At 43.0% G+C, this 908-nt stretch carries 1 protein-coding gene; it reads right to left on the reverse strand.

Translation table 11 applies throughout. The annotated features are described in order from the left end of the window. Window positions 1-34: 34 nt before the first annotated feature. A partial coding sequence (locus tag ND6B_RS0119050; protein WP_033102930.1) for an IS256 family transposase occupies window positions 35-908 on the reverse strand: 874 nt, incomplete at its 5' end.

Below are 908 nucleotides of genomic sequence, written 5' to 3' on the forward strand. Positions count from 1 at the left end.
GAGGGCGTTCAGAATTCTGTGTCAGCCTAAGTTGCTAAATATCTAGCACACCATCTAACCTACCTTCGAAGTGGATGGCCAATTGCGACAATGTCAGATTCCAATTATGGATTGGCATTGTCCATTTCTTCGAGGCATTCAATATGCCTGCATACAATAATTTCATCAAGCTGTTTTCATTAGGGAATGCTCCCTTAGTCTTGGTGAGTCGTCTAAACTGGCGATGTACAGCTTCAATTGCATTTGTGGTATAAATAGCTTTACGCACGTAATCTGGATACTTGAAGTAAACCGACAGATTGCCCCACTTACGACGCCAAGACTCGATAACGATAGGGTATAACTTGCCCCATTTGGCATCTAATTCGGCGAGAGCGGCTTCTGCTGCATCTTTAGTGGCTGCCTTATAAACGGGTTTCAAGTCAGCCATAAACTCTTTTTGGTGCTTTGAAGCAACATACTTCATCGAATTACGAATTTGATGAATAACGCACTCCTGCACTTCGGCGTCAGGATAGATTGTTGCTATTGCTTCAGGGAAGCCTTTTAGTCCATCAACACAGGCAATTAAAATATCGGATACACCACGATTATGTAAATCTGTTAATACTGATAGCCAATAGTTAGCCCCTTCACTTTCAGAGATATATAAACCAAGTAACTCTTTGCGGCCCTCGATATTGACACCTAGTACGGTATAAATAGCCTTACTCACGTAGCGCCCATTTTCTTTAATCTTATAATGAATGGCATCAAGCCAGATAAACGGGTAAAGCGTGTCTAAGCTGCGCGCTTGCCATGCTTTAAGCTCTGGTATCAGTTGGTCTGTTACGGCAGTGATGGTGGCCTCTGATACTTCAACGCCATACATATCCTGTATGTGGCCTCGAATATCTCGGTAGCTCATA

Origin of the sequence: Pseudoalteromonas sp. ND6B (assembly GCF_000764215.1) — a bacterium.
Taxonomy (GTDB): domain Bacteria; phylum Pseudomonadota; class Gammaproteobacteria; order Enterobacterales; family Alteromonadaceae; genus Pseudoalteromonas; species Pseudoalteromonas tetraodonis.